Source organism: Actinomadura sp. RB99 (genome assembly GCF_014706005.1).
Classification (GTDB): Bacteria; Actinomycetota; Actinomycetes; order Streptosporangiales; family Streptosporangiaceae; genus Spirillospora.
In genome coordinates this window covers 1-20,321 of sequence record NZ_JABMCA010000115.1, presented here as the reverse complement: position 1 = coordinate 20,321, position 20,321 = coordinate 1, and the positions used below count along the sequence as shown (strand labels likewise).

Here is a 20,321-nt window from a genome sequence, read left to right as displayed (position 1 = left end):
GGCGGCGCCGGGGTCCTCGGCGCGCGGTCCGGCGGGTCCCGGGCCGCGGCCCGCACCGCCCGGCCGTCCGCGCCGTTCGATCCGGACACGGCGCGCGCCGTCCTGGCGAACCGGTCCCGCGCCGTCGCGGCCGGCGACCGCACCGCCTTCCTCGCCACGGTCTCCTCGGCGCCCGCCGCGTTCCAGGACGCCCAGGCCCGGCTCTACGACAACCTCCGCAGGCTCCCCCTGGACGGCTGGACGGAGCGGTTCGCGGGCACCGAGTCGGCGAACGCGGAGGGCGGCGCCGCCGTCGTCCGCGTGGAGACCCGGTACCGGCTGCGCGGCTTCGCCCGCGGCGACGTCGCCCGCGCCCGCCACCTCACGTTCGCGCCCCGCTCCGGCGCCTGGACGGTCGTCGGCGACGGCTCCGCCCTCGGCTACCACGACGACGCCGAGATCTGGGACGCCGGGCCGCTGAGCGTCGTCCGGGGCCGCGCCAGCCTCGTCGTCGGCGACGGCGGCGGGCTGAAGGGCATCGCCGAGCGCCTCGACGCGGCCGTGCCGGTCGTCACCGGCGTCGTCGGGAAGGGCTGGGCGCAGCGGGCCGTCGCGCTGGTCCCCGCCGACGAGCGGCTCGCCGCCTCCCTCGCCGGCCCGGACGAGAGCCTCGGCCAGATCGCCGCGCTCGCCACCGTCGCGCCGTCCGCGGGCGGCGGCCGCGGCGAAGACCGCGTCATCGTCTCCCCCGGCACCTTCGGCCGGCTCAACGAGCTCGGCCGCACCGTCGTGCTCACCCACGAGCTGACCCACGTCGCGACCGGCGGCGCCACCGACCGCACCACCCCGCTGTGGCTCATCGAAGGGTTCGCCGACTACGTCGGCTACAAGCACGCGAAGGTGAGCGTCCGGTCGGCCGCCAGCGAGCTGCGCCGCGAGCTGCGGTCGGGCCGGGTGCCGTCCGCGCTGCCCTCCGCCGCCGACTTCGCCGGCTCCTCCGACCACCTCTCCCAGGCGTACCAGGAGTCCTGGCTCGCCTGCCGGATGGTCGCCGGCCGGTACGGTGAGGCGACGCTCGTCCGGCTGTACCGGGCCGCCGGGCGGGCCTCCGAGGCCGCCGCGCTGCGCTCCGTGCTCGGCCTCACCCGGGACCGCTTCGTCGCGCTGTGGCGCGACTACCTGAAGAAGGAGCTCACATGAGCGAGGGAGACGGCGGCGAGCCGTCGGTCGCCGAACACCCCCGCCGCCCGGACGCCGGCCCGGACGGCCGCGCGGCCGCCGGCGGGACGCGGGGGCCGCGCCGCGCCGCCGCCGTCGCGGCCGTCCTGCTGTTCGCCGGCGTCGCCGCCGTCCTCGGCCTCACCACCCCGTGGAACCCGCTGCCCGGCCACGTCCCCGGCGGGCACGTGCGGGCCGACCCCTCCCTCGACTTCACCCCGCGCGAGATCGCCCGCGCGAAGGCCTTCGACGGCGCCATCAACCCGCCCGCCTACTCCGGGCTCGTCGTCGGCCTCGCCGTGGTCCTGATCCTCGGCTTCACGCCGCTCGGCTCCCGGTTCATCGGCTGGACGACCGCACGCGTCCGCCGCCGCCCCCTGCGCGTCGCCGCCGCGGCCGTCGCCCTCACCACGCTGCTGCGCGTCCTCGGCCTCCCGTTCGACATCTGGAGCGAATCGGTCCTGCGCCGCTACGGGCTGTCCACCCAGAGCTGGCCCTCGTGGGCCGTCGACCAGCTCAAGTCCCTCGGCGTCACCTGGGTCATCTACACGATCGCGCTGCTCCTGCTGTACGCGGTCGTCCGCCGCTTCCCGCGCTACTGGTGGACGGGCGCCGCCGCCGGCGGGTTCGTGCTCGTCGTCGCGGTGTCGTTCATCTACCCGGTCGCGGTCGAGCCGGTCTTCAACAAGTTCCACTCGCTGCCCGCCGGCCGGCTGCGCACCGACCTGCTCGCCATGGCGAAACGCGACGGGGTGCCGGTCAAGGACGTCCTCGTCGCCGACGCGTCGCGCCGGACGACCTCGCTGAACGCCTACGTGTCCGGGTTCGGCTCGACGCGCCGCATCGTCCTGTACGACACGCTGCTGAAGTCGCCGCGCCCGCAGATCGAGTCGATCGTCGGGCACGAGCTGGGCCACGCCAAGCGCAACGACGTGCTGTGGGGCACCCTCGTGGGCGGGCTCGGCGTCGCGGGCGGCCTGTGCCTGCTCTACCTGCTGACGACGTCGCCGCGGCTGCTGCGCCGCGCCGGCGTCGACCCGGACGTCCCCGCCGCCCGCGGCGCCCGGAGCACCGGCCCCGCCGACCCCCGCTCCATCGCGCTGGTCCTCGCGCTGGTCGCCGCCGGGACGCAGGTCGCCGCCCCGCTGCAGAACCTCGTGAGCCGCCGCATCGAGGCCCGCGCCGACGCGCACGCCCTCGACCTCACCCGCGACCCGTCCACGTTCGTCGCGATGCAGCACGAGCTGTCCGTCCGCAACATCGACGACCCGGACCCGAACTGGGCCGAGTACCTGCTCTGGATGACCCACCCGTCCGGCCCCGACCGCATCGCCATGGCCCGCACCTGGTCCAAAATGCACCACGTTCCCATCCCCCCACCACTGCGCTAGCCCACGCCCCCACAACAAGCCCACACCCAACCCCAACCGCGGCGGTACGAACCCCAGCCACCTCACGGGCAGGCACGCGGAGCGAGTGCAGCGAGCGCAGCGCGCATGCCCGACGACGGGCAGGGTGTTTCGCGCGGAGCGCTAGCGGAGCGGGAAACACCCTGCCCGTCGTGACGGGGGTTCCAGGGGGTCGTCCCCCTGGGAGAACACGGGCAGGCACGCGGAGCGAGCGCCAGCGAGCGCAGCGGGCATGCCCGACGGTTGAGGGGCTGTTTCGCGCGGAGCTCTAGCGGAGCGCGAAACAGCCCCTCAACCGTGACGGGGGTTCCAGGGGGTCGCCCCCCTGGGAAATTCAGTTGTGGCTGGCGCGGGGTTGTTGGGCGGCGCCTTGGCCGGACTCGGCGGAGAGGGTCGCGGCGTCCGCGTGCGGGGCCGTGGAGACGGACCGCTTCAGGGCGCTGCCCTTCACCCAGTCGTTCCAGCCCATCTGCCAGAAGCCCCAGCCGTTGTCCGGGGCCAGCTGGCGGCTGGTGCCGGTGACCGTGACGACGTCGCCGCGCTGGGCGAGTTTGTAGAACCACGCGGCGTCGGACGGGCTGACGTTGATGCAGCCGTGGCTGACGTTGTCGTGGCCCTGGTCGCCGACCGACCAAGGGGCGCTGTGGACGTACTCGCCGCTGTCGGAGATCTTCACCGCCTTGTAGACGGTGAGGCTGTAGTAGCCGGCGCAGCCCTGGCCGCATCCCTCCCAGTCCGACGTCATCGTGACCGGGTCGTCCTTCTGCATCGTGAGGTGGACGCCGTTGGTGGTGGTGTACTTCTCCTCGCCGCCGCGTCCCATGCTGGTCGGGATCGTCCGGGCCTTCCTCCCGTTGATCTTCACGACCATATGGTGGGTGTCCTCGCCGGCCGTCGAGACGTGGGAGTCGCCGACGGTGAAGTTCACGGCGTAGTCCTTGCCGCCGTACATGCCCTTGCCGTTGTTCACGCCGCTGAGGTGGGCGACGAACGACGCCTTGGTGTGCGCCGGCCAGTACTGCTTGGTCCGGAACACGACCTCCTGGTTGCCGAGCCAGTGCCAGGCGCCCTCGACGGGCTTGTCGGAGCGCACCTCCAGCGCCCGCTCGACCGCGGCCTTGTCCTTCACCGGGCTGTCGAAGCGCATGATGATCGGGATGCCGACCCCGACGGTCTCCTTGTTGAACGGCGCGTCGACGGTGACCCCGTACTTCTTCTGCACGCTCGCGACGGTGAAGCCGCTGCGGACCGTGCGGGTCCTGCCGTCTTTGCCGACGGCCGTGGCGTCCACCGCGTAGGACTGGCCCGGCGCGAGGGCCCAGCGTGACCGCCACTGCGTCCGGTCGGCGTTCAGGTCGCCCTCGACGGGCGCGCCTTTCGCCGTCGTCACCGTGACGTTCGCGATCCTGCCGGTCTTCGCCCGCACGTCGATCGGGCTGTCGGGCGGCAGCGCCGCACCGCCGCCCGGCGACACGGCGAGCGAGACCGCGCCCTGTCCGGTCACCGCCTGCTGTCCGGAGCACGCCGCGACGCCCGCCATCATGCCCGCGCCCGCGAGGACGGCGGCGGCGCGCCTTCCCCGGTTCCTCGGTCCTGAGTCACCCACCCGCACGTGGACCCCCCGGTCGTTTCCCACCTGGACGAGCGATTCGCCTGGCCAGCCCTACTTGCTGGGACGACGTCCAGTATGTGAAAGGGGCGGTACCCGCGAAATTGCGGATACCGCCCCTCTTGGGGTTCTTTTACTGATCAGTGGGCGAAATGACCCCGGTAGTACTCGAAGACCAGTCCGATCGAGGTCAGGATCGCGGCGCACGCGCCGAGGATCACCAGCCACCAGCCGAACACGACGCCGAGGGCGACGGCCGCGGCCGACAGGCCGAGGAACAGCGGCCACCAGCTGTGCGGGCTGAAGAAGCCCAGCTCGCCCGCCGCGTCGGCGATCTCGCCCTGCGGGTCGTCCTCGTACAGCGGGCCCGCGTTGGCCCGCTCGAGGCGCCGGACGGTGAAGTGGATGTAGAACCCGATCAGCCCGGCGAGGCCGATCGCGAGCGCGAGCGCCGTGGTGCCGGTCCAGTCACCCGACCAGAGCCAGTACACGATGTCGGTGGCGAGGAAGAAGACCGCGCAACCGTAGAACATGAACGCCTGGACGCGCATCGGCTACTCCTTCGCCCCGGTCAGCTCGCCCTGCGCGCCCACGTGCGGGTGGTGCAGGTCGAACGCCGGCCGCTCGGAACGGATCTTCGGGATCGAGTTGAAGTTGTGCCGCGGCGGCGGGCACGAGGTGGCCCACTCCAGCGACGAGCCGTAGCCCCACGGGTCGTCCACCTCGACGCGCTTGCCCTTCTTCCACGTGATGTACACGTTGTAGAAGAACGGCAGCATCGAGGCGCCCAGGATGAAGGCGAAGATCGACGACACCTGGTTCAGGCCCTCGAACTCCTTGGGGTAGTCGGCGTACCGGCGCGGCATGCCCTCGGCGCCGAGCCAGTGCTGGATGAGGAAGGTGCCGTGGAAGCCGATGAACAGCAGCCAGAAGTGCACCTTGCCGAGCCGGTCGTTCAGCATCTTGCCGGTCCACTTCGGCCACCAGAAGTAGAAGCCGGCGAACATCGCGAACACCACGGTGCCGAACACGACGTAGTGGAAGTGCGCGACCACGAAGTAGGAGTCCGACAGCTGGAAGTCCATCGGCGGGGACGCGAGGATGACGCCGGTCAGCCCGCCGAACAGGAACGTCACCAGGAAGCCCAGCGACCACAGCATCGGCGACTCGAACGTCAGCTGTCCTCGCCAGATCGTCCCGACCCAGTTGAAGAACTTCACCCCCGTGGGCACGGCGATGAGGAACGTCATGAAGGAGAAGAACGGCAGCAGCACCTGGCCGGTGACGAACATGTGGTGCGCCCACACGGTGACCGACAGGCCCGCGATGCTGATGGTCGCGAAGACCAGGCCGATGTAGCCGAAGACGGGCTTGCGGGCGAACACCGGCAGGATCTCCGTCACGATGCCGAAGAAGGGCAACGCGATGATGTAGACCTCCGGATGCCCGAAGAACCAGAAGAGGTGCTGCCAGAGCAGCGCGCCGCCGTGCGAGGCGTCGAACACGTGCGCGCCGAGCTTGCGGTCGGCCTCCAGGGCCAGCAGCGCGGCGGCGAGGACCGGGAACGCCAGCAGGACCAGGATGGAGGTCAGCAGGACGTTCCAGGTGAAGATCGGCATCCGGAACATGGTCATGCCCGGCGCGCGCATGCACAGGATCGTGGTGATGAAGTTGACCGCGCCCATGATCGTGCCGAAGCCCGACATGGCCAGGCCCATCACCCACATGTCGCCGCCGATGCCCGGCGAGCGGACCGCGTCGGAGAGCGGGGCGTAGGCGAACCAGCCGAAGCTGGCCGCGCCGCCCGGGGTGAGGAACCCCGCGATGACGATCAGGCTGCCGAACAGGAACAGCCAGTACGCCAGCATGTTCAGCCGGGGGAACGCCACGTCCGGCGCGCCGATCTGCAGCGGCATGATCACGTTGGTGAAGCCCGCGAACAGCGGCGTCGCGAACATCAGCAGCATGATCGTGCCGTGCATGGTGAACATCTGGTTGTACTGCTCGTTGCTGACCACCTGCAGGCCCGGCTTGAACAGCTCGGCGCGGATGACGAGCGCCAGGATGCCGCCGAACAGGAACATCATGAAAGAGGTGATCAGGTAGAGGTAGCCGATCACCTTGTGGTCGGTGGACGACAGCCAGTTGGCGACGATGCGCCCCTTGCTCGTCCGCGCCGTGGTGACCGGCGCGCTCGGTGCGTGACTGATCGTGGTCACTTGGCACCCCCCGCGGCCAGGGCGGCCTTCGAATCGGCGATGAACTTCTGGTACTGGGCGGGCTGGACCACCTTCAGCTGGAACAGCATCCGGCTGTGGTCGACGCCGCAGAGCTCGGCGCAGCGGCCCTCGTACGTGCCCAGCTTGGTCGCCTCGAACTCGAACTCGTTGTCGTAGCCCGGCATGACGTCCTTCTTGTAAAGGAGCGCCGGGACCCAGAACGAGTGGATGACATCGTTGGAGTGCAGTCGCACCCGCACGTGCTCACCGGCCGGAACGATCATCACGGGCTTGGCGCCGGAGGTGGAGTTGGGGTTGACCGGCTGGCCCACGACCGTGGCGACGGTCTGCTCCTTGCCGGCGGCGTCCTTCTCCTTGTAGTCGAACTGCCAGCTCCACTGGAACGCGGTGACGTCGACGACCACCGGAGGGTTCTTGGTGGTCTTCTCGACGTAGTTCTCGTCGCGTGCCGTGAAGTAGAACAGGACCGCGATGATGACGAACGGGACCGCCGTGTAGAGGATCTCGATCGGCATGTTGTAGCGGACCTGCGGCGGCAGGTCGTCGGAGCGCTTGCGGTGGAACAGCACCGCCCAGATGATCAGGCCCCAGACGACGGCCCCGACGGCGAACGCCGCGATCCAGGAACCCTGCCAGAGCTTCAGCATGCGCTCGGCCTGCGGGCCGATCGGCTCGGGCATGCCCAGCCGGGATGCCTGGCCGCTGCACGCGGTTGCGGACAGCGCCAGCAGCCCTAGCGCGCCGGCGCTTTTGATTGCGCGGCGACTGCGCACAGGCGTACGCCGCTCCCCAGAGCGGGTCGGACTCACGGAATGCCTTCCCCACGGATGAAAGCCCGGTCGACCCGGGCGGTGAGATCAGTTGTTACACGTGTGGTGGACACACTAGCGCTAGGGTCGCGCGAACCCCCGATCGGGTGCCCGGTTAGTGTTCTGGCGTGGCTGACTCCAGTGCGCCGGACGGGTACTTCGACGCGGCCTCGACCGAGCCGCCGCATCCCGCGGCGCGAGCTGCGCTGCTGGAGGCGCTGGACGCGGGCTGGGCCGATCCCGCCAGGCTGTACGGGCGGGCCCGGAGCACCCGCATGCTGCTGGACCGGGCCCGCGCGCGCGTCGCGGGCGTCCTGGGCGCACGGCCGGACGAGGTGTCGTTCACGTCGTCGGGCACCCAGGCGGTGCACCTGGCGGTCCTCGGGGGGCTCCAGGCGCGCCGGCGGGCCGGGCGCCACCTGGTGGTGAGCGCGGTCGAGCACTCCAGCGTGCTGCACGCCGCCGAGCTGCACGAGGCGGACGGCGGCGAGGTCACGGTCGTCGGCGTCGACCGGGCCGGGCGCGTCGACCCGGCCGAGTTCGCCGCGGCGCTGCGCCCGGACACCGCGCTGGCGTGCCTGCAGTCGGCCAACCACGAGGTCGGGACGCTCCAGCCCGTCGCGGAGGCGGCCGAGGCGTGCCGCGCGGCGGGCGTGCCGCTGCTGGTGGACGCCGCGCAGTCGCTCGGCCGGGTGGACGTGCCCGGCGGCTGGTCGCTCCTGGCCGGCAGCGCCCACAAGTGGGGCGGGCCCGCGGGCGTCGGGGTCCTCGCGATCCGCAAGGGAACCCGGTGGCGCTCGCCGCTGCCCGCCGACGAGCGCGGGGCGCGCCGCGTCCCGGGGTTCGAGAACGTCCCGGCGGCCGTGGCGGCCGCCGCCGCGCTGGAGGCGTTCCGGGCGGACGCCGAGGCGGAGGGCCCGCGCCTCGCCGCGCTCGTCGACCGGATCCGCGCGGAGGTCCCGGCGGCCGTGCCGGACGTCGAGGTCGTCGGCGACCCGGTCCGCCGGCTGCCGCACATCGTCACGTTCTCCTGCCTGTACGTGGAGGGCGAGGCGCTGCTGACCGAACTCGACCGCGCGGGTTTCGCCGTTTCGTCCGGCAGCTCGTGCACGGCGGATACGCTGCGTCCGAGTCATGTGCTCGAGGCGATGGGAGTGATTACCCATGGGAACGTGCGGGTATCGCTGCCGCGTGGCGTCGCTTCCGCCGACGTCGACCGGTTCCTCACCGTTCTCCCCGGCACCGTGGCCCGGCTGCGCCGGACGGCGCTGAACGCGCTGGACCCGTGACCGGCACCGGCGGCGGAGCATCACATCGAGCACGAACCATCAGGAAAGGGAGGCGGTCGCGCCCATGAGGTTCCGAGGCCGCGCCAGGAGCGGAGTCTCCAACGGGACGGCGGCACCGCCCCCCGCCGAACCCGCCTGGCCTCCCCCGGCGCTGGTCATCGACGCGCTCGGCCGCAAGTGCCCGATCCCGATCATCATGCTGGCGGACCGGATCCGCGAGGTCCCGGTCGGCGAGGTGATCGCGGTGCTCGCCGACGACGCCGCCGCGCGCACCGACGTCCCCGCCTGGTGCCGGATGAAGTCGCAGGACTTCGTCCGGGAGGAGACGCTCCCGCAGGGCGGCTGGGGCTTCCACATCCGCCGGACGTACTGACGGCACGCCGTCGCCGGGGGCCGCGCCCGCGCGGTCCCCGGCGACGCGCCGCTCACGGGTTGGGGCAGGCGAGGTGCGGCTCGACGTCGGCGGCGGCGCCGGCGCCGTAGGCCGCGGAGAGCCGGTCGAGGAACGCCCGCCGCGACAGCGTGTACTCCTGCGGGCCGGCGGCCTCCAGGGCGTGCGCGGCGACGGTGCTGCCGACCTGCGCGGCGCGCTCCAGCGGCAGGCCCCAGGCCGTCGCCGACAGGAAGCCGGAGCGGAACGCGTCGCCGACGCCGGTCGGGTCCACGACGTTCTCGACGGGGACGCAGGGCACGTGCAGGCCCTCCTCCCCCTGCCGGTCGATGACGACGCCCTTGGCGCCGAGGGTGGTGACGCGGATCCCGACCCGGGACAGCACCTCCTCGCCCGACCAGCCGGTCTTCTCCTCGAACAGCGCCTTCTCGTACTCGTTGCTGAACAGGTACGCGGCGCCGTCGAGGAGGCGGCGGACGTCCGCGCCGTCCATCCGGGCGAGCTGCTGGGACGGGTCGGCGGCGAACGGGATGCCGCGCGAGCGGCACTCGTCGGTGTGCCGGAGCATGGCCTCCGGGTCGTTCGCGCTGATCAGCACGAGGTCGAGCCCGCCGACGCGGTCGGCGACCGGGCCGAGCTCGATGGAGCGGGCCTCGCTCATCGCGCCGGTGTAGAAGGAGGCGATCTGGTTCTGGTCCTGGTCGGTGGTGCACAGGAACCGGGCGGTGTGGTGCAGCTCGGACACGTGCACGGAGGCGGTGTCGACGCCGTGCCGGTCCAGCCAGGAGCGGTAGTCGGCGAAGTCGTCGCCGACGGAGCCGACGAGGATGGACTCCTTGCCGAGGCTGCCCATCCCGAAGCAGATGTTCGCGGCGACGCCGCCGCGGCGGATCTCCAGCTCGTCCACCAGGAAGGACAGCGAGACCCGGTCGAGCTGGTCGGGCAGGAGCTGGTCGGAGAACCTTCCGGGGAAGGTCATCAGATGGTCGGTCGCAATGGAGCCAGTCACGGCGATGCGCACGCGTCGCTCTCCTCGTCGTGGTCGTCCGGCTTGTCACCGGCTGTTTCAACCCGGAAAGACTACTTCCCATCGGACCACACGACGCGGCGGGTGCGCATCCCGGCGGGGCGGGCGGGCATGCGAAAGGGGCGGTCCGGACGTGTCCGTCCGGCCGCCCCTCCGTCGGCCCGCGGGCCGGCGGTGCTCCGTCAGTTGAAGGATCCGTCAGTTGAAGGAGTCGCCGCAGGCGCAGGAGCCCGACGCGTTCGGGTTGTCGATCGTGAAGCCCTGCTTCTCGATCGTGTCGACGAAGTCGATGGTGGCGCCGGTGAGGTAGGGCGCGCTCATCCGGTCGACGCGCACGTTCAGCCCGCCGAAGTCCTGGATCTGGTCGCCGTCCATCTCCCGCTCGTCGAAGAAGAGCTGGTAGATCAGGCCGGAGCAGCCGCCCGGCTGCACGGCGACACGCAGCGCAAGGTCGTCGCGGCCCTCCTGCTCGAGCAGGCCCCTGGCCTTCTCGGCGGCGGCGTCGGTGAGGATGACGCCCTGCTGCGTGGTCTCCTGCGTGGTCTCGCCTGAAACCGTCATGTGTTCAGCTCCCGGGTCTCGCTGCGCCGCGATGCGGCGGACTGTCGCTTGTCCTCGAGGACGACTTACGCCTCTTTCCCGTAGGACAACGTACCTCGCCACAAGCCCATTCCGCGTATCGCCCATGTTTAACGCCGCGGAGCGGTGCGGCCTACGTCACACCTCCCCCGCCGCGATGGTGTGCCATCATTAGTCGTCAGAGCGACGATAAGTCCCGTCGCAGGAGGGAGACTCCCGTGACCACCCCAGTGCGCGACCTTCCGCTGCTGCTCCTGGGCGAGGGCTCCGACCCGGCCAGCGAGCGCGGCGTGGACTGCCCGGGCGAGCTGCCCGCGGCGTCCGACCCCGCGCTGGTCGAGCGGGCCCGCGCCGCCAAGGCGGCCCTCGGCGACCGGGTGTTCGTCCTCGGCCACCACTACCAGCGCGACGAGGTCATCCAGTTCGCCGACGTCACCGGCGACTCGTTCAAGCTCGCGCAGCAGGCCGCCGCGCGCCCCGAGGCGCCCTACATCGTGTTCTGCGGCGTGCACTTCATGGCCGAGTCCGCCGACATCCTCACCGCGCCGCACCAGAAGGTGATCCTGCCCGACCTCGGCGCCGGCTGCTCCATGGCCGACATGGCGACCTTCGACCAGGTCGAGGACTGCTGGGAGGTGCTGGAGGACGCGGGCGTCGCCGACGACGTCGTCCCGGTCACCTACATGAACTCCTCCGCCGACATCAAGGGCTTCGTCGGCCGGCACGGCGGCGTGGTGTGCACCTCGTCCAACGCCAAGCGCGCCCTCGACTGGGCGTACTCCAAGGGCAAGAAGGTGCTGTTCCTGCCCGACCAGCACCTCGGCCGCAACACCGCCGTCCTGGAGATGGGCTTCTCGCTGGACGACTGCGTCGTCTACAGCCCGCACCGCCGCGAGGGCGGCCTCACCCACGAGCAACTGCGCGACGCCAAGATGATCCTCTGGCGCGGCCACTGCTCGGTGCACGGCCGGTTCACCAAGGAGTCGGTGGACGAGGTCCGCGCGCGCGTGCCCGGCGTCAACGTGCTCGTCCACCCCGAGTGCCGGCACGAGGTCGTCACGGCCGCCGACCAGATCGGCTCCACCGAGTACATCATCAGGACGATCGAGGCCGCCGACCCCGGCACGTCGTGGGCGGTCGGCACCGAGCTGAACCTCGTCCGGCGCCTCGCGAACGCCCACCCGGACAAGAACGTCATGTTCCTCGACAAGACCGTCTGCTACTGCTCCACGATGAACCGCATCGACCTGCCGCACCTGGTGTGGTCGCTGGAGTCGCTCGTGCGCGGCGAGGTCGAGAACGTGATCACCGTCGACGAGGACACCGCCCGCAACGCCCGAGCCGCCCTCGACCAGATGCTTGCACTGCCTTAACAACCCTGGCCCAGGGGGCTCGCCTGGCGGCTCGCCCCCTGACCAGGCTTGGGCGAGCGCGACCTCGCTTCGCGAGCTTCCCGGCGGGGCTCGCCTCCGGCGTCGCCCCGCCGGTCAGATACGCGCTCGCGCGGTGGTCGAGGCCTTACCCCGGTCAGATCGCAGAGTTCTCCACCCAGTGGACGAGCAGGTCGTCGTTGCCGGAGAACTCCAGGGCGGAGTCGCCGAGCTTGCGGCGGCCCCACAGGAACAGGAAGACGTCCGAGGCGGCGCCGCGGACGGTCGCGTCGGCGCCGCCGGGGCCGCCGGGGCCGCCGTCCGGGGCGTCGTGGCGGCTCCACTCGAAGCGGTCCGGCAGGAGACGGAACAGCCAGCGGGAGCCGATGTCGGCGGCGTCGAACGCCAGCACCTCGCCGTCGCCGCGCAGGTTCTCCACCTTCGGCGCGAACGCGGCGGCCCGCTCCAGGTTCTCCAGCAGCTCGTCCGTCCCGTCGGCGGCCGCGTCGGGCGCGACGGCGGGCGTCCGGCCGCAGGCGATCTCCAGGTCGGCGCGGTGCACGGCGGTCTCGAACAGCATCCGCCGGGACCAGAAGCGGACGTGCTGGTCGACGCCCCACGCCCACACGGGCGCGTCCGGGTCGGCCGCCCGCAGGATCTCCAGGAGCCGTCCGGCGCCCTCGGTGTACCAGGGCAGGTGGTCGCCCGGCACCACCGGGAACGAGACGCCCAGCTCGCGCAGGCTGAGCCGGCGCGGGGCGCCCACCCGGACGGTGCCGCCCGCCCACCGGTGCATGGCGCCGAGATGGCGGACCAGCTCGGCGACGGACCAGCCGGGGCAGGACGGCACGGGCTCGTCGAGGCCGGCGCCCGCCGCGACCTCCGCGAACGCGGCGGCCTCCGCCTCCAGCGCGGCGCAGTGGCGGGCATGGTCCCAGGGACGTCCGGTCATTACGCCTCCCGCATGAACCGACCGTGGACGTTCAGATCACAGACATACCCCGCATCGGCCCATAGATCAGGGCGTCCCGGAACCGGGTCCGCGGGGGCGGCCCGTCACAGGCCGGGGGCGCCCCACACCGGGAACCAGCGGCCGAGGTCCGCCTCGAACGGCAGGTCGGCGCCGACCGCGCCGCGCACCTGCAGCTCCAGGGCGTTGTCCCGCTTGTCGCCGGGCAGCGGCGCGAACGGGTAGAAGGTGCCGCGCTTGTACAGGTAGACCAGCGCGAGCCGCTGCCCCTCCGGGCCGCGGAACCCCGCGAGCGAGCACAGCAGGTGCGGGCCGAATCCGCCCGACTCCAGCGTGGAGTTCACCGCGTGCAGGTCGGTGACCAGGTCCGGCAGCTCCTCCGGCGGGTGCGTCGCGAGCAGCCACGTGTACCCGTAGGAGTCGTTGCTGATCTCGACCTTCGGCCCCTCGTCGGCGTCGAGCAGCTCCTGGACGTCGGCCTGGAGCCGCGCGAACGCGCCGCCCTCGGCCGCCCGGAAGCAGACGGAGCCGAGGCCGGTCGGCTTGAACCCGGTCGCGGCCTCCAGCGTGATCGCCGCCGTGGACAGCCCGAAGAGCTGGTCGAGGTCCGGCTTGACCGGCTTGGACCGGCCGAGCAGCGTGTCCAGGAAACCCACGGGTCAGACTCCCCTGCTGAGCTGGTCGGAGATCTTCGACAGCTGCGCGAGCCGCTTGTCCAGCGACGGGTGCGTCGAGAACAGGTGCGAGATCGTGAAGCCCTTGCCGAACGCCGGGGTGAAGAAGAAGGCGTTGAACGCCTGCGCCGAGCGCAGGTCGTTGGTCGGGATCCGGGCGATCTCCCCGGACACCTTGGTCAGCGCGCTGGCCAGCGCGGACGGGCGGCCGGTCAGCAGCGCGGCGGCCCGGTCGGCCGACAGCTCCCGGTAGCGCGACAGCGCCCGGGTGAGCAGGAAGCTGACCGCGTAGGCCACGGCGCTCACCGCGACCACGGCGAGCAGGATCAGGCCGGTGTTCTGGTCGTTGTCGCGGCGGTTGAAGCCGCCCCACAGGCCCCACTCCAGACCGAAGCGGGTGATCAGGCCGGCGCAGATGCCGAGGAACGAGGCGATCGTCATGACCGCGACGTCCTTGTGCGCGACGTGCGCCATCTCGTGGGCGAGCACGCCCTCCAGCTCGACGGGGTCGAGCCTGCGCAGCAGTCCGGTGGTCACGCAGACCACGGCCTTCTTCTGGTTGCGGCCGGTCGCGAACGCGTTCGGCACGTCGGTGTCGGCGACGGCGACGCGCGGCTTCGGCGCGTCCGACATGGCGCAGATGCGGTCGATCACGCCGTGCAGCTCGGGCGCCTCCTCCGGCGAGACCTCCCGGCCGTGCATGGCGAACATCGTCAGCTTGTCGGAGAAGAAGTACTGCGCGAACAGGAACGCCAGCGCGATGACGAGAGCGATCACCCCGAACTTCGGAGCGATCACGAAGAAGGCCGTCACGAAGACGACGTAGACCAGTCCCAGCAGGAACATGGTCACGAGCATGCGTGACGTCAGCCCCCGGTCGGAGGCGTAACGCGTCGAGGCCATCCGGCAACCCCCAGTTTTCTTTCCCCGATTCACTTGTGAGAACGCGCGAGCCCCGGTTTTTGTGCCAGGCACTCCCGGAGTCCCGCGCGAATCGTCCTGGAGGACGACCGGCCCCTGGCCGCCCGGCGGGGCGGCCAGGGATCTAGTCCGGGATCAGCCCCTCGTCGCCGAGCATGGCGCGCACCTCGTCGATCGCCGCGTCCGCCGGCGGCAGGATGAGCTCGGACGGCGCCAGGCTGTCGGCCGGCAGCGGCTTGCCGACCTTGCGCACGCTCTCCAGCAGGGCGTGCAGCGCGGCGCGGAACGCCGTCTCGTCGCCGGCCTCGATGGCCGACTCGAGTTCGCCGTCGAGGGTGTTGAGCGCGGCCAGGTCGCCGTCGGCGACGTCCAGCTGCCCCTCGCCCATGAGACGGACGATCACTGCGCACCCCCGGGCTGCTGCGGCCACGGGGCCTGCTGCGGGGTGTCGTGCTGCTGCTGGGGCTGCGCGGTGGGCGAGCCCTGGTTCAGCTCCTTGGGCGCCGGGCCCTGGCCGAGTTCGGCCTTCAGCCGCTCCAGCTCGAGGTCGACGCCGGGGCCGGAGCCCATCCGGTCGAGCTCGGCCTGGATGTCGTCGCGGGGGCCGGAGAAGTCCTCGAGCGCGCCGGAGGCGAGCAGCTCGTCGATGGCGCCGGCGCGCGCCTTCATGTTCTCGGTCTTCTCCTCGGCGCGCTGGATGGCCAGGCCGACGTCGCCCATCTCCTCGGAGATGCCGGAGAACGCCTCGTTGATCTTGGTCTGCGCCTCGGCGGCGGTGTACGTCGCCTTGATCGTCTCCTTGCGGGTGCGGAAGGAGTCGACCTTGGCCTGCAGCCGCTGGGAGGCGAGCGTGAGCTTCTCCTCCTCGCCCTGCAGCTGCTGGTACTGCGCGCGCAGGTCGTTCAGCTGGGAGTCCAGCCCGGACCGGCGGGTCAGCGCCTCGCGGGCGAGGTCCTCGCGGCCCACCTGCAGCGCCTTCTTGCCCTGGTCCGTCAGCTTGTTCTGCTGCTGCTCGAGCTGGTTGATCTGCAGCTCGAGACGCTTGCGCGAGGTGGCGACGTCGGCGACCCCCCGACGGACCTTCTGCAGCATCTCCAGCTGGCGCTGGTAGGAGTAGTCGAGCGTCTCGCGAGGATCCTCGGCCCGGTCCAGGGCCTTGTTGGCCTTGGCCTTGAAGATCATCGACATTCTTTTCATCACGCTCATCGCGCGGCGCCGGTCCCTTCGTGCTGTGCCTCAGTCGCATACTGGGCTCAATGACCACTGCTGGGGTTCTTATCACCCTACGCGTTAACGCGCGAGGCAGCCACGATGTTCGCAGCCGGTAGGCTGACCCCGTGTTCAAGCGTCGTACCCCGGAAGCCCCGCCGAATCCTCCTCAGGTAGTAACGCCGAAGCCGGGAGGCAAGGGGCGGCCCACGCCGAAGCGGAGCGAGGCCGAGAAGCGCCGCCGCCAGCCGATCACCGCGCCCTCCACGCGCAAGGAGGCGTACAAGAAGGTGCGGGAGCGGCAGGCGGGCGAGCGCGAGCGCGCCCGCGCCGGCATGGCCCGGGGGGACGAGAAGTACCTCCTCAAGCGGGACAAGGGCCCGGTCCGGCGGCTCGCCCGCAACTACGTGGACGCGCGCCGCACCTTCGGCTCGTACCTGATGTACGCGATGTTCGCGATCGTGCTGCTGAGCCTTCTGCCGATCCCGGCGGCCAAGCTGCTGGTGCTGTTCGCGCCGCCGCTGCTGCTGGTCGTGGTGTTCGGCGAGGGCCTGATCCTGAGCCGGGGCGTGAAGAAGCTCGCCGCCGAGCGGCACCCGGACGAGGACACCAAGGGCGTCGGGCTCTACGCGGCGATGCGCGCGATGCAGATCCGCCGGCTGCGGATGCCCGGCCCGCAGGTCAAGATCGGCGAGAAGGACAAGGTCTGACGGGACGCCGCCGGCGCCCCTCGCGCCGCTCGCGTCCCGGGACCGTTCCGCCCGCGGCGCCCCCGCCCGGACCGGCGGCGATCTCCGCCGGGCTAGGGTCGTGGGCATGGAGTTCCGATACCTGGGCCGGAGCGGTCTGAAGATCAGCGAGATCGCGTACGGCAACTGGCTCACCCACGGCTCCCAGGTCGAGGAGGACGCGGCGCGCGCGTGCGTGCGCGCGGCCCTCGACGAGGGGATCACCACCTTCGACACCGCGGACGTCTACGCCGGGACGCGCGCCGAGGAGGTCCTCGGACGCGCCCTGAAGGGGCAGCGCCGCGAGGGGCTGGAGATCTTCACGAAGGTCTACTGGCCCACCGGGCCCGGCGTGAACGACCGGGGCCTGTCCCGCAAGCACATCATGGAGTCGATCAACGGCTCGCTGCGCCGCCTCGGCACCGACTACGTGGACCTCTACCAGGCCCACCGGTTCGACAACGAGACGCCGCTGGAGGAGACCCTCCGCGCGTTCGACGACCTCGTCCGGCAGGGCAAGGTGCTGTACGTCGGCGTGTCGGAGTGGCGGGCCGAGGAGATCGAGCGCGCCCTGAAGATCGCCGACGAGATGGGGTTCGACCGGATCGTGTCGAGCCAGCCGCAGTACTCGATGCTGTGGCGGGTCATCGAGGAGGAGGTCGTCCCGGTGTGCGAGCGCGAGGGGATCGGCCAGATCGTCTGGTCGCCGATCGCGCAGGGCGTGCTGACCGGCAAGTACAAGCCGGGGCAGCCGCTGCCGGAGGGGTCGCGCGCCACCGACGACAAGGGCGGCGCCGACATGATCAAGCGCTACCTGAACGACGACCTGCTGACCCGCGTGCAGAACCTGAGGCCGATCGCCGGCGACCTCGGGCTGTCGATGGCGCAGCTGGCGATCGCGTGGACGCTGCAGAACCCGAACGTGTCGGCGGCGATCGTCGGGGCGTCGCGGCCGGAACAGGTCGGCGACAACGTGAAGGCGGCCGGGGTGAAGCTGGACGCCGACGTGCTGAAGCGCATCGACGAGGTGCTCGGCGACGCGGTGATCCGCGACGCGTCCAAGACCGTCAGCCCGCGCACCCGGCCGTGAGCTGAGGCGCGCCGGACGGCGAAGGGGCCGCGGGACGCCCGTCCCGCGGCCCCTTCCGCTCTCCGTGCGGGCCCTTCCGGCCCCGGCGGGCCGTCCGGTGTCACTCCGGGTCGTGCAGGCTCATCTCGTAGACGACGGTCTCGCCGTCCAGCAGCGTCACCTTGTCGACCTCGCCGGCGCGCAGGCCCCGCCAGTTCTCGCCCAGCCAGCTCTCCGCGTCCGACTGGGTGGTGAAGGTCTCCTCGGACGTGCCGACCGTCCGGCCGTCGGCCTTCTCCAAACGCCAGTTCCACGCCATCGCGCTCGACCTCCCTCGTCGCGGGTGAGACTAGCCGTTCCGGTCAGGAGGCGGCCTCGATGGCGCGCCGCAGGGCGTCCGGCGTCTGGGTGTCGGACGAGGCGAGCAGCCGTCCGTTCACCCGGACGGACGGCGTCCCCTGGACGCCGGACGAGATATACGACTGGCTCACCCGCCCGACGTCCGAGGCGTACCGCTGGCCGGTGACGCAGTTCTTGAAGTCGTCGCCGGTCAGCCCGAGGGGCGCGGCCCAGGCGAGCAGGTCGGAGGTCGCGTACCCCTCGGTGCTCTCGGACGGCTGGTGCGCGTAGAGGGCGTCCTGGTAGGACAGCCAGCGCGCGCCCTCGCGGACGCAGCGCAGCGCGGACGCGGCCCGCGTGGAGTTGCCGTGCTGCGGTTCGGTGCCCTCCCCGAAGATGACCATCGGGTGGAAGACGACCTTCGCCTCGCCCGCGACGGCCACCTGCTTGAGCATCGGGTCGTTGGTGCGGTCGAAGTTGCCGCAGGGCGGGCAGGAGAAGTCCTCGTAGATGTCGACGACCGGGGACGTGACGCCCGGCCTGGCCATGGTGAGGCTGCCGTCGGGGTTCGGGACCGCCTCCGCGCCGCCGGCGATCCGGCCCGCTTGGAACCCCGTCCCGCCGGAGCCGCCGTCGGCGCGGTCCCCGCCGTCCTTGCCGTCGCCGCTGGTGAGCACGACGACGACGGCGACCGCGATGAGCACGAGCACGAGTCCGCCGCCGATCAGCGCGATCAGCAGGCCCGGGCCGCGGCGCGGCGGGGGCGGCGGGCCGGGCCGCCAGGGCGGCCCGCCGGGCGGGGGCACGGTGATCGGCGGCGCCGGCGGGGCGCCCGGCGGCATGGGCGCGGGGCCGTTCGGCGGCACGGGAGGGGGGCCGTAGGGCGGCTGCGGCCCCTGGTCCGGCCAGGGCGGGGTCGGGGGGTTGCCCACCGGGGGTCTCCTTCTGCCGGGAGGTCGTGATCCTTCCAGGTGAGCGTATACAGGCGGGCCCGTAGAGTTTCGGACCGTTATGGACATCGAACTCCGCGGTATCGCCGCGCCGGGCGGCTGGCCCGGCGACGGGTGCCGCTGCGCGTCCTGCGGGCGGCTCCGGGCCGCCGGGGTGCGGCACGAACCGGTCACCGTGCTCCTCGACGGCGTCCCGGCCGAGGACCTTCCCCGGACGCGGGTCCCCGGCGGCCTCGACGTGCGGGCCAAAGGCGGCGGCCGGGTGCTGGTGGCGGCCGGACCGGGCGCCCGGCCGGAGCCCGTGCCGGACGCGCGCTACGACGCCGTCCTGCTCGATCTGGCGGGCTCTCCCGAGCATCTCGGGTACCTGCGCCGCATCGGCGCGGTGACGGCCGATACGCGCGTCATGGCCGTCCACGTGGACCACCGGATGCCGTCGCCGGCGGAGCTGGAGCGGCGGATGGCGTTCTGGGTCCGGCCGCAGGACGGCCCGTTCCGGACGCTGCTGCTCGGCGGGTCGCGGTCGGGCAAGTCGGCGGAGGCGGAGCTGCGGCTCGCGGGCTGCCCCGACGTCCTCTACGCGGCGACGGGCCCGGTCCGCGACGACGATCCGGAGTGGAGCGCGCGGGTCGAGGCGCACCGGGACCGCCGTCCCGCCTGGTGGCGGACGGCCGAGACGACCGACCTGGCGGGCGTGCTGGCGTCGGCGTCCGGGGCCGTGCTGGTGGACGGGATCGGGACGTGGCTGGCGGCGGCGATGGACGAGGCGGGCGCGTGGGACGACCCGCGGCGGGTGCTGCCGCGCCTGGACGCGCTGGTCGAGGCGTGGCGCGGCACCGCGGCCCGGGTGGTCGCGGTGTCCGACGAGGTCGGGCTGTCGCTGGTGCCCGCGACCCCGTCGGGGCGGGCGTTCCGCGACATGCTCGGGCTGGTGAACCAGCGGCTCGCCGCCGAGTCGGAGGAGGCGGCGCTGGTGGTGGCGGGCCGCGTCCTGGAACTGCCGTGAGGGGCGCCGGGGCGGGGCCGCGGCTGGCGGTGACGCTGCTCACGGTCGTTCCGCTGCGGACGCCCGAGGTGAACCGGGGCACGGGGCGGGCGGCGATGCTGGCCGCGCCGCTCGTCGGGCTGATCACCGGCGGCGCCGCCGCGCTGGTGCTGCTGCTGGGCGGCGCGCTGGACCTGTCCGGCCTGCTCGCCGCCGCGCTCGCGGTGGGCGCGGCGGCGGTGCTCACGCGGGCGCTGCACCTGGACGGCCTCGCCGACCTCGCGGACGGCCTGGGCAGCGGCCAGCCCGCCGAGGACGCCCTGGCGATCATGAAGCGGTCGGACATCGGCCCGTTCGGCGTCGTGACGCTGCTGCTCGTCGTGCTGGTCCAGGTCGCGGCGCTGGCGTCGGCGCCGCACGCCGCGGTCGCCGCGCTGATCGCCGGGGTGACGGGGCGGCTGGCGCTGCCGTGGGCGTGCCGGGAGGGGGTTCCGGCGGCCCGTCCGGGCGGGCTGGGGGCGCTGGTCGCGGGGACCGTCCCGGCGCGCGGCGCGCT

Annotated in this window: 22 protein-coding genes; 9 read left to right on the top strand and 13 right to left on the bottom strand. The window is 72.3% G+C overall.

The annotated features are described in order from the left end of the window. Both amrb99_RS46970 and amrb99_RS46965 read left to right on the top strand, forming a co-directional pair. The coding region (locus amrb99_RS46970) for a hypothetical protein (protein ID WP_190868590.1) at nt 1-1,179 on the top strand (1,179 nt) is incomplete at its 5' end. Next, entirely contained in the window at nt 1,176-2,588 is a 1,413-nt protein-coding gene (locus amrb99_RS46965; RefSeq protein ID WP_190868589.1) for a M48 family metallopeptidase, read from the top strand. The genes amrb99_RS46970 and amrb99_RS46965, both read left to right, overlap by 4 nt. 352 nt (nt 2,589-2,940) lie before the next feature. Here the strand turns inward: amrb99_RS46965 and amrb99_RS46960 are convergent, their stop codons facing one another. The 4 genes from amrb99_RS46960 to coxB all read right to left on the bottom strand — a co-directional run bounded on the left by amrb99_RS46960 (nt 2,941) and on the right by coxB (nt 7,135). After that, nucleotides 2,941-4,212 carry an Ig-like domain-containing protein gene (locus amrb99_RS46960; protein WP_347257167.1) on the bottom strand — a complete coding sequence of 424 codons (1,272 nt, stop codon included), beginning with the start codon at nt 4,210-4,212 and terminating at the stop codon, nt 2,941-2,943. A 143-nt stretch (nt 4,213-4,355) separates the two neighbouring features. Next, entirely contained in the window at nt 4,356-4,766 is a 411-nt protein-coding gene (locus tag amrb99_RS46955) for a cytochrome c oxidase subunit 4 (protein WP_190868588.1), read from the bottom strand. A 3-nt stretch (nt 4,767-4,769) separates the two neighbouring features. After that, a complete protein-coding gene (ctaD, locus tag amrb99_RS46950) occupies nt 4,770-6,434 on the bottom strand; it encodes a cytochrome c oxidase subunit I (protein WP_190868587.1) in 1,665 nt (554 codons plus the stop codon). Further along, on the bottom strand, nt 6,431-7,135 hold the full coding sequence (gene coxB, locus amrb99_RS46945; protein ID WP_241756604.1) for a cytochrome c oxidase subunit II: 705 nt from the start codon (nt 7,133-7,135) through the stop codon (nt 6,431-6,433). Before coxB ends, ctaD begins: the two co-directional genes overlap by 4 nt. Before the next feature lie 257 nt (nt 7,136-7,392). Between coxB and amrb99_RS46940 the strand changes: the two genes are divergently transcribed. Further along, a complete protein-coding gene (locus amrb99_RS46940) occupies nt 7,393-8,553 on the top strand; it encodes an aminotransferase class V-fold PLP-dependent enzyme (RefSeq protein ID WP_190868585.1) in 1,161 nt (386 codons plus the stop codon). A 64-nt stretch (nt 8,554-8,617) separates the two neighbouring features. Beyond that, nucleotides 8,618-8,926, top strand: a complete 309-nt coding sequence (locus tag amrb99_RS46935; RefSeq protein WP_190868584.1) for a sulfurtransferase TusA family protein — start codon at nt 8,618-8,620, stop codon at nt 8,924-8,926. 52 nt (nt 8,927-8,978) lie between these two features. On the opposite strand, the gene amrb99_RS46930 is transcribed toward amrb99_RS46935, so the two are convergent. Together amrb99_RS46930 and amrb99_RS46925 are read right to left on the bottom strand one after the other, a co-directional pair. Next, the gene (locus tag amrb99_RS46930) at nt 8,979-9,965 is read right to left on the bottom strand and encodes a PfkB family carbohydrate kinase (protein WP_190868583.1); all 987 of its coding nucleotides are present in this window, start codon (nt 9,963-9,965) and stop codon (nt 8,979-8,981) included. Between the two features lie 204 nt (nt 9,966-10,169). Further along, nucleotides 10,170-10,532 (bottom strand): iron-sulfur cluster assembly accessory protein, encoded by a 363-nt coding sequence (locus amrb99_RS46925; RefSeq protein ID WP_190868582.1) that lies wholly within the window; start codon nt 10,530-10,532, stop codon nt 10,170-10,172. Between the two features lie 236 nt (nt 10,533-10,768). Between amrb99_RS46925 and nadA the strand changes: the two genes are divergently transcribed. Continuing rightward, entirely contained in the window at nt 10,769-11,923 is a 1,155-nt protein-coding gene (gene nadA / locus amrb99_RS46920; protein WP_190868581.1) for a quinolinate synthase NadA, read from the top strand. A gap of 154 nt (nt 11,924-12,077) precedes the next feature. Here nadA and amrb99_RS46915 read toward each other — a convergent pair whose 3' ends face one another. From amrb99_RS46915 to amrb99_RS46895, 5 genes are all read right to left on the bottom strand, one after another. Then, nucleotides 12,078-12,872 carry a maleylpyruvate isomerase family mycothiol-dependent enzyme gene (locus amrb99_RS46915; protein WP_190868580.1) on the bottom strand — a complete coding sequence of 265 codons (795 nt, stop codon included), beginning with the start codon at nt 12,870-12,872 and terminating at the stop codon, nt 12,078-12,080. A 104-nt stretch (nt 12,873-12,976) separates the two neighbouring features. After that, nucleotides 12,977-13,546 (bottom strand): hypothetical protein, encoded by a 570-nt coding sequence (locus tag amrb99_RS46910; RefSeq protein ID WP_190868579.1) that lies wholly within the window; start codon nt 13,544-13,546, stop codon nt 12,977-12,979. Nucleotides 13,547-13,549: 3 nt separating this feature from the next. Continuing rightward, nucleotides 13,550-14,467 (bottom strand): zinc metalloprotease HtpX, encoded by a 918-nt coding sequence (gene htpX / locus amrb99_RS46905; RefSeq protein ID WP_190868578.1) that lies wholly within the window; start codon nt 14,465-14,467, stop codon nt 13,550-13,552. 142 nt (nt 14,468-14,609) lie between these two features. Then, entirely contained in the window at nt 14,610-14,888 is a 279-nt protein-coding gene (locus amrb99_RS46900; protein ID WP_190868577.1) for a hypothetical protein, read from the bottom strand. Next, nucleotides 14,885-15,691, bottom strand: a complete 807-nt coding sequence (locus amrb99_RS46895) for a PspA/IM30 family protein (protein ID WP_206700381.1) — start codon at nt 15,689-15,691, stop codon at nt 14,885-14,887. The genes amrb99_RS46900 and amrb99_RS46895 overlap by 4 nt, the downstream gene beginning before the upstream one ends. A 131-nt stretch (nt 15,692-15,822) precedes the next feature. Here amrb99_RS46895 and amrb99_RS46890 point away from each other — a divergent pair, with 131 nt between their 5' ends. Together amrb99_RS46890 and amrb99_RS46885 are read left to right on the top strand one after the other, a co-directional pair. Beyond that, nucleotides 15,823-16,404: a DUF3043 domain-containing protein gene (locus amrb99_RS46890; protein ID WP_190868576.1), complete on the top strand. Its 582-nt coding sequence runs from the start codon at nt 15,823-15,825 to the stop codon at nt 16,402-16,404. Nucleotides 16,405-16,510: 106 nt separating this feature from the next. Further along, complete coding sequence (locus tag amrb99_RS46885) at nt 16,511-17,512, top strand: aldo/keto reductase family protein (protein WP_190868575.1); 1,002 nt, start codon at nt 16,511-16,513, stop codon at nt 17,510-17,512. A 100-nt stretch (nt 17,513-17,612) separates the two neighbouring features. Here the strand turns inward: amrb99_RS46885 and amrb99_RS46880 are convergent, their stop codons facing one another. Both amrb99_RS46880 and amrb99_RS53570 read right to left on the bottom strand, forming a co-directional pair. Beyond that, entirely contained in the window at nt 17,613-17,810 is a 198-nt protein-coding gene (locus tag amrb99_RS46880) for a hypothetical protein (protein ID WP_190868574.1), read from the bottom strand. A gap of 43 nt (nt 17,811-17,853) precedes the next feature. Then, on the bottom strand, nt 17,854-18,762 hold the full coding sequence (locus amrb99_RS53570; protein WP_190868573.1) for a thioredoxin domain-containing protein: 909 nt from the start codon (nt 18,760-18,762) through the stop codon (nt 17,854-17,856). A gap of 79 nt (nt 18,763-18,841) precedes the next feature. Between amrb99_RS53570 and amrb99_RS52095 the strand changes: the two genes are divergently transcribed. Both amrb99_RS52095 and amrb99_RS52090 read left to right on the top strand, forming a co-directional pair. Continuing rightward, nucleotides 18,842-19,786 carry a bifunctional adenosylcobinamide kinase/adenosylcobinamide-phosphate guanylyltransferase gene (locus tag amrb99_RS52095; RefSeq protein WP_241756603.1) on the top strand — a complete coding sequence of 315 codons (945 nt, stop codon included), beginning with the start codon at nt 18,842-18,844 and terminating at the stop codon, nt 19,784-19,786. Continuing rightward, a partial coding sequence (locus amrb99_RS52090) for an adenosylcobinamide-GDP ribazoletransferase (protein ID WP_347257166.1) occupies nt 19,783-20,321 on the top strand: 539 nt, incomplete at its 3' end. The genes amrb99_RS52095 and amrb99_RS52090, both read left to right, overlap by 4 nt.